This is a genomic window from bacterium, from assembly GCA_024226335.1.
GTDB lineage: Bacteria > Myxococcota_A > UBA9160 > SZUA-336 > SZUA-336 > JAAELY01.
The window spans coordinates 1-3,943 of sequence record JAAELY010000459.1 but is presented as its reverse complement, the minus strand read 5'-3'; the positions used below and the strand labels follow the sequence as shown (position 1 = coordinate 3,943).

The window sequence follows — 3,943 nt, the reverse complement described above, 5'->3', positions numbered from 1 at the left end:
TGCAGATCGATGCCGCAGTAATGAGTGTGGTTCTTGTTGTAGAATCGCATGGCTCTCTCCTTGAAGGGTTGGTGTCTTTTGCTTCCAACCAGCTTACGCCGAGTGGCGTAGGCTCAGGGAGGGGGCCTGGATCAGGATCAAACCGTTGAACCGGACTGCCAACGGCTCCGTTCAATTGACCTTGGCTGCCATCTGGCGGCATACTTTATGGGCAGGGTCGGGTCCGGTCAGCGCTGTTGCCAGCCGGTTAACGCCGATCCGTTAAGCCGCCGACGGCGAAGGTCTCGCAATCGAATCCAGGACCACACTCAGAGAAGTCACTCAGGACAACTTCCGAGCCATCCTGGCCCTGGAAGTATCCGAGCTTCAACGCGGATTTGTCGCTTCCAACGCCAAGTCGATTGCCGAAGCGCACTTTCACCCCGAAGCCTGGTTTCGGGCAATCTACGTGGAAGACGAGCCGGTTGGCTTTCTAATGCTTCACGACGAGAGTCTTCACCCCACGCCCCGGCAGCCCGGCTTCTACTATCTATGGCGTCTCATGGTTGCCGAGCAACACCAGGGGCAGGGATACGGGCTCCAGGCAATCGAATTGCTCGTCGACCACGTTCGAACTCGACCGGATGCGGCCGAATTGCTGACCACGTGTATTCCGGGTCCAGGCTCACCCGAACCCTTCTATATCAAAGCAGGTTTTCAGCCGACCGGTAAGCTGCACGAAGGTGAGGTCGAGCTACGCCGGAGCCTTTGAGCAGAACCGTTGCAATCGATCGCAGGGTTACCCAATCAGCTCGCCATGAGGGAATGAGCAATGACCGAGTCAACTTCCCTGGAGCGAGTGCGGACTCGGATCGCCGCATAACCAGCGCTTGCAGCGGACGTCCTCACGCTGAGCCGTTCCTGAGCGTGCTCGAATCATGTGGACATGGCGTGAAGAGGCCGGTCGGCAATGCGCCGCACGCCGCCTGCGCTAATCGTGATTCCCGAGGCATTTCCGTGCAGTCAGGCGATCGAAGCGGTGCAGTTGAGCGTTGGGACGCCGCCGCGGCGTACTACGAAGACACCATAGAGAAGGCAACAGCGTTCTTTGTGAACGGGCTGCTCGAACGTCTTCTGGAGCGCGACCGCGAGCAGGTGGTCGACGTGGCGTGTGGCACCGGCATTGTTACGCTCGCCCTCGCCGAGGGTGGCGCCAGGGTCTTGGCCATCGATCACAGCTCGGCCATGGTGTCTCGAACAAGGGCGCGCGTTGACGAGCGTGGACTCGGAGATCGCGTTACCACCGGCGTGGAGGATGCAACGAGCCTCGATCTGCCCAGTGGCTATGCGAGCGCGGCCGTGTCGAATCACGGGATCATCTTCTGTCCAGACGTCGACCGCGCGATCTCTGAGATGGCCCGCGTGACACGGGTGGGCGGAGTTGTCGCGCTCACGGCTTGGACGCCGATGGAGCACAACGGCTTGAGATACTGGCTCGAACTCGACCCCGAGGTTCTGGGCTTCCCGGTCCCACAACCTGAAGGATTTGCCTTCTCCGACATCGACGCTTTGGAGGGATCTCTCACGAAGGCAGGCCTCGTCGACCTGCAGATCGACGAGGCGGACGGACCGAGTGTCGAGTTGCCGTCCTGGAAAGCCCTCCGCGGCATGCTCAAGAGCCCCGCGTTCGCTTCGATGTTCGATGGGCTTGACGCTACGCAGAGTGCGACGCTAGAGGAGGCTATCATGACGCAGACGCAGGTGACCTATGGCGAGGGAGCCATTGAGATCCCTAGACAAGCGTGGATCGCCTCGGGACGGGTATCAAGCCAGTAGCAGCGCAGCCCCGCCCAACAACGCGCTTGCAGTCGGACCGGCTTCACTGTCGGCGTTGATGGCCTTTGGTAGTCTCTCTAGCACCAAGTCGTTTCAGAGTCGGGTGCAAATCGCAGCCGGCCGCTGAAGCGCGATCCGTTGGGCAGCACTATATGAGGCAGCACCATCGTCAGGCGTGTGACCGACTGGTCGCTGAGTTCGAGGGAGATCCGAGCTTTCGGGCAGTGCTCCTCAGTGGATCGGTTGCACGCGACTGGGCGCGCGACGACTCGGACATCGATCTCATCTTGATCGCCACCGACGAGGAATACGACCGCCGCCGGCGCGACGGCGACATCCACTACCTCAACACCGAGGTCTGTGACTATGAGGGTGGCTACGCCGAGGGCAAGATAGTCCCCCTCTCCTTCCTCGAAGAGGTCGCCGACCACGGCAGCGAGCCCGCCCGTGCGGCGTTTGCCGGGAACCAAATCCTGTACTCGCGAATCCCTGACCTCGAGGTTCTCCTGGAACGCGCTACGGCCTATCCGGAGGCCGAGAGGATCCCGAAAATTCAGAGCTTCTACGCTCATTTCCTCATCTACTACTGGTATCTCGGAGAGGCGATCCGCTGGGATGATCGGTACCTCCTGACGCACGCAACCGCGAACTTCACGCTCTTCGCCGGCCGCCTGATCCTGGCCCACAACCGCATGCTCTACCCGTATCACAAGTGGTTCATGAGTGAGCTGCGTAGGGCCCCTGAGCGACCGGATGATCTGATCGAATGTCTGGAGGCAGTGCTGGAGCGGCCCTGCAAGGAGAACGCGGACGCCCTGCTCGGCTCGGTAGCGAACTTCCGCGAATGGGAGAAGCCAGCCACCGATGTCGCTACCCAATTCATGGAGGACAGCGAGTGGAACTGGCGTGACGGCCTCGCGCCCATCGGAGATCGGTGACTGTTCAAGACGCTACGAGAGTCGGAGGGCTGCGCCGTCTGAGTTGATCTCGGTCGACAGCTCGTCGCGGGCAACCGCCCAACAAACCGCTGAACCGGACGTTGAATAGCGCGGAGCAACTGTCCGCGGTACTGTTCTGGCATCAACCTTTTCAGGCTCGGTCGAGCCCGGCCGGTCGCGGCCTGCCGCTGAACGCCGATCCGTTAGGCAAGGACAATCCCTCTGGACCTCGAAGCACTCGGCAATCTCGGCGATCTGATAGGTGGTGTCGGCGTAGTCGTGACACTCGGATACCTGGCGCTCCAGATTCGACAGAATACCAGGTCGGTCAGAGACTCGGTCTACGAAGCGAGTACCCGAGCGTCTTCGGATTACCTCGTGCAGATCGGGGTAGAAGCGGAGGTTGCGGAGGTTCTGCTTTCCGGCAGCCTGGATTTCGATTCGCTCAATCCGAAGGATCGCATGCGGTTTCACTTCATGCTGCTCGGGATTCTGAACAACTACGAGGGGCTCCATCACCACTATCAGCGAGGGAACGTCGATTCGGATCTTTGGGACAGCCGAGTGGCCCGCCTCCGCGGAATGTTCCAGGGGCCAGGTTTGATGGGATGGTGGAGTAGCAATCGGTCCTTGTTTCGAGAGAGCTTCCAGCAACTCGTCGATGAAGTCACTACCACTGACGCCCAGTCCACCGAGGAGCCTCGGCTGAACCCCGATCCGTTCGACAGCGGCGCGTCGCAATGACGCTCGAAGACCTTGCGATGGTTCATGAACACAGCGGGAGGGCGGGCTTGGTGGGAGGGCCGTCCCATTCGGACGGACCTGCCGTTCGACCGACTCGTCGATCAGGAAGTCGAGCGAATCCGGGATTCTGTGACATGAAGTTGAAAGTCGGCACTTGCGGTTGCAGCAAAACGTCGAACCAATAGAAGGCACCTAGCAATGCAACAGCTTCACGCTGATCTTTGGATTGCTGACTCTCACCTCCGCTTTATCGGGCTCGAGGTCGGGGCGCGGATGACGGTCGTGCGCCTTCCGGGGCCCAAGCTGTTGCTGCACTCGCCGATTGCAGCGACCCCTGATCTGGTCCGCGAGGTAAAGGCGCTCGGCCCTGTTGCATACATAGTCGCCCCCAACCGACTCCATCATCTCTTCATCAGTGAGTGGCAGCGCGCCTGTCCGGACGCATT

At 60.6% G+C, this 3,943-nt stretch carries 5 protein-coding genes; all 5 read left to right on the top strand.

Annotated elements, in window-relative coordinates; translation table 11 throughout:
• Nucleotides 1-289: 289 nt before the first annotated feature.
• On the top strand, nucleotides 290-751 hold the full coding sequence (locus tag GY725_22180) for a GNAT family N-acetyltransferase (protein ID MCP4006897.1): 462 nt from the start codon (nucleotides 290-292) through the stop codon (nucleotides 749-751).
• Between the two features lie 245 nt (nucleotides 752-996).
• A complete protein-coding gene (locus tag GY725_22175; protein MCP4006896.1) occupies nucleotides 997-1,815 on the top strand; it encodes a class I SAM-dependent methyltransferase in 819 nt (272 codons plus the stop codon).
• 287 nt (nucleotides 1,816-2,102) lie between these two features.
• Nucleotides 2,103-2,753 (top strand): hypothetical protein, encoded by a 651-nt coding sequence (locus tag GY725_22170; protein ID MCP4006895.1) that lies wholly within the window; start codon nucleotides 2,103-2,105, stop codon nucleotides 2,751-2,753.
• A 279-nt stretch (nucleotides 2,754-3,032) separates the two neighbouring features.
• The gene (locus GY725_22165) at nucleotides 3,033-3,497 is read left to right on the top strand and encodes a hypothetical protein (GenBank protein ID MCP4006894.1); all 465 of its coding nucleotides are present in this window, start codon (nucleotides 3,033-3,035) and stop codon (nucleotides 3,495-3,497) included.
• A 198-nt stretch (nucleotides 3,498-3,695) separates the two neighbouring features.
• Nucleotides 3,696-3,943: DUF4336 domain-containing protein (locus GY725_22160; GenBank protein ID MCP4006893.1), on the top strand; the 248-nt coding region annotated here is incomplete at its 3' end.